The following is a 3,200-nucleotide window of genomic DNA, read 5'->3' as shown; positions in this document are numbered from 1 at the left end:
AGGCCCAGCCGCCCAGCCACCCGCCCGCCACCAGCACGAACACCGTCATGCCACGCACCTCCCGGATCCGCTCGCCGCATTATGGTGCGTCCGGGCGGCCCGCGTCACCGGTTGAGGGCGTCCTCATCCCAGCCGTCGCCGGCCGTACACCCCGTACGTCACCGCCGCGCACACCCCGTAGAAGGCCAGGAACCCCGCGTACGCCCACTCGCCGTTGCCCGTGCTGAGGAACGACTGCCGGAACGCGACGTTCACCAGCACTCCCCCCAGCGCCCCCACCGCGCCGGCGAAGCCGATGAGGGTCGTCGCGCGGCGGACCCGGGTGCCGTGGACGGCCGGGATCATGCGGTAGGTCGAGCCGTTGCCGAGGCCGCTGAGCACGAACAGGGTGATGAAACCGGCGAAGAACACCGCGGCCCAGTGGGCCCGCGCGGCGGCGAGGACGAGCGCGCTGCTCGCCGCCATGGCCGCGAAGACGGCGAGGGTGACGCGGGCGCCGCCGAGGCGGTCGGCCAGGGCGCCCCCGTAGGGGCGGAACAGTGAGCCCAGCAGGGGGCCGATGAAGGTGAGGCTCGCGACCTTCACCGGTGTGTCGAACTGGTCGTGGAACTGCGTCTGGAGGACCAGTCCGAAGGCGAACGAGAAGCCGATGAACGACCCGAACGTCCCGATGTAGAGCAGTGAGATCCCCCAGGTGTGGCCGTCGCGGACGATCTCTCGGAGCGCGGGCCGGGCGTCGCGCACCGCCGGGAGGTCGTCCATCCAGCGCAGGGCCCCGAGGGTGGCGAGGACGATCAGGGGGACGTAGGCCAGCGGGAGCAGGACGGGGTGTCCGGCGCCGGCGGTGGCGAGGACGAGGAGGCCGGCGAGCTGGACGACGGGGACGCCGATGTTGCCGACACCGGCGTTGACGCCCAGGGCCCGGCCCTTGAGGCGCCCGGGGTAGAAGGCGTTGATGTTGGCCATGGAGGAGGCGAAGTTGCCGCCGCCCACGCCGGCCACGGAGGCGACGAGCAGCAGGGTCGTGAAGGACACGCCCGGCCTGAGGACGGCGGCCATGAGGAGGGTGGGCACCAGGAGGAGGAGCGAGCTGAACACCGTCCAGGCGCGGCCCCCGAAGCGGGCCACCGCGTAGGTGTACGGCAGGCGCAGGACGCCGCCGACGACGGTCGGCACGGCCGTGAGCGTGAACTTGCCCGCCGGGTCGATGCCGTACTCGGGACCGAGGAAGAGCACCAGCACCGACCACATGCTCCACACCGAGAAGCCGATGTGCTCGGTGAGCACGGACAGCAGCAGGTTGCGCCGGGCGACGCGGGCGCCGGTGCGCTCCCAGAAGGCGGGGTCCTCCGGCCGCCAGTCGGTCAGGGTGCGCCCCCGCCGGGCCGGGGCCGCCGGTACGAGTGCGGGTGGGGGTGGTGGTGGTTCGGGTGCGGGTGGTGCCGCGGGGTGGACCGCGCGGACCGGCCAGGTGCGCAGGCGCTCCGCCGTGGCGCCGCCGTCCTCGTCCACGCGGGCGCCCGTCCGCAGGTCGTACGTCTCCTTGTACATGGGTGAGGTCACCACCGGCGCGCCGCCCAGGCTGCCGGTGATCCCGCGCGAGATGACGTACGCGCCGCTGACGGGGTCGCGGTTGTCCAGCGCGTAGAGGGTGCCGCCCTCGTCGCGGAAGACCGCGACCTGCTCCCCCGAGACGAGGGCGGTGACGCCGCGCCCCGGGGTGAGGTCGCCGTAGCGGCAGACGGTGGTCCAGTCCGTGCCGTCGCCGGCGCCGCCGATCTCCACGCGTGCGTCGGGGTGGGTGCGGGCGGGTGCGATCAGGCTGCCGGTGGGGTGGTCGTTCATCGGGTGCTCACCTCTTCGGGGAGGGCCGGGCGGATCTGTTCGCGCTCGGGGACGAAGCCGACGGAGGGGTCGGGCGTTCCCGGGGCGTTGACGAAGGAGACGAAGCGCCGCAGCCGGTCGGGGTCGGCGAGGGTGGCGGCCCACTCGTCCTCGTAGCCCTCGATGTGCCGGGCCATCAGCTCGTCCAGTTCCCCGGCGATGCCGAGCGCGTCGTCGACGACGACGGCGCGGAGGTGGTCGAGGCCGCCTTCGAGGCGTTCGACCCAGGGGGCGGTGCGCTCCAGGCGGTCGGCGGTGCGGATGTAGAACATCAGGAAGCGGTCGACCGTCCTGATGAGGGTGGCGCGGTCCACGTCCTTGAGCAGCAGGTCGGCGTGGCGGGGGGTGGCGCCGCCGTTGCCGCCGACGTAGAGGTTCCAGCCCTGGGCGGTGGCGATGACGCCGAAGTCCTTGCTCTGTGCCTCGGCGCACTCTCGGGCGCAGCCGGAGACGGCGGCCTTGACCTTGTGGGGGGAGCGCAGGCCCCGGTAGCGGAGCTCCAGTTCGATGGCGAGGGCCACGGAGTCCTGGACGCCGTAGCGGCACCAGGTCTGCCCGACGCAGGATTTCACGGTGCGCAGGGACTTGCCGTAGGCGTGCCCGGACTCGAAGCCGGCGTCGACGAGGCGGCGCCAGATGGCGGGGAGCTGGTCGACGGTGGCGCCGAACATGTCGATGCGCTGACCGCCGGTGATCTTGGTGTAGAGGCCGAAGTCGCGGGCGATGGCGCCGATGGTGATCAGGCCGTCGGGGGTGATCTCGCCGCCGGGGACGCGGGGGACGACGGAGTAGGAGCCGTTGCGCTGGAGGTTGGCGAGGAAGTGGTCGTTGGTGTCCTGGAGGGCGGCCTGTTCGCCGTCGAGGATGTAGGAGGTGTCGCCGAGCCCGGCCAGGATGGAGGCGACGGCCGGCTTGCAGACGGCGCAGCCCCGGCCGGTGCCGTGTTCGGCGAGGAGCCGGGCGAAGGTGGTGATGCCCTTGACGCGGATGATCTCGTAGAGCTCGGCGCGGGTGTGGGGGAAGTGCTCGCACAGCCCGCGGCCGACCGGGGCGCCCGCCGCGGCGAGTTCGCCGGTGACGATCGAGGTGAGGAGCTTCTCGCAGCTTCCGCAGCCGGTGCCGGCCTTGGTGCACTTCTTGACGGCGGGGACGGAGGCGCACTCCCGTTCGCTGACGGCGGCGCGGATGGTCCCCTTGGTGACGTTGTGGCAGGAGCAGACGACGGCCTCGTCGGGCAGTGCCGCGGCGCCGGCACCGCCGCCCGGGGATCCGGCGGGCTGGGGCAGGAGCAGTTCCTCCGCCGGTACGGGCAGGGG

Annotated in this window: 2 protein-coding genes and 1 pseudogene; all 3 read right to left on the bottom strand. The window is 73.0% G+C overall.

Annotated elements, in window-relative coordinates; translation table 11 throughout:
- Positions 1-123: 123 nt before the first annotated feature.
- Entirely contained in the window at positions 124-1,368 is a 1,245-nt protein-coding gene (locus K6I33_RS33545) for an MFS transporter (RefSeq protein ID WP_229358537.1), read from the bottom strand.
- 99 nt (positions 1,369-1,467) lie between these two features.
- Positions 1,468-1,845, bottom strand: a pseudogene (gene nirD, locus K6I33_RS33540) (nitrite reductase small subunit NirD); the annotation flags it as partial.
- The coding region (locus K6I33_RS33535; RefSeq protein WP_229358535.1) for a (2Fe-2S)-binding protein at positions 1,842-3,200 on the bottom strand (1,359 nt) is incomplete at its 5' end. The pseudogene nirD and the gene K6I33_RS33535, both read right to left, overlap by 4 nt.

The sequence above is a fragment of the Streptomyces sp. UNOB3_S3 genome (genome assembly GCF_020740895.1).
Lineage (GTDB): Bacteria > Actinomycetota > Actinomycetes > Streptomycetales > Streptomycetaceae > Streptomyces.
The sequence above is the reverse complement of the archived record's forward strand: the minus strand, read 5'-3'. Positions and strand labels throughout refer to the sequence as shown.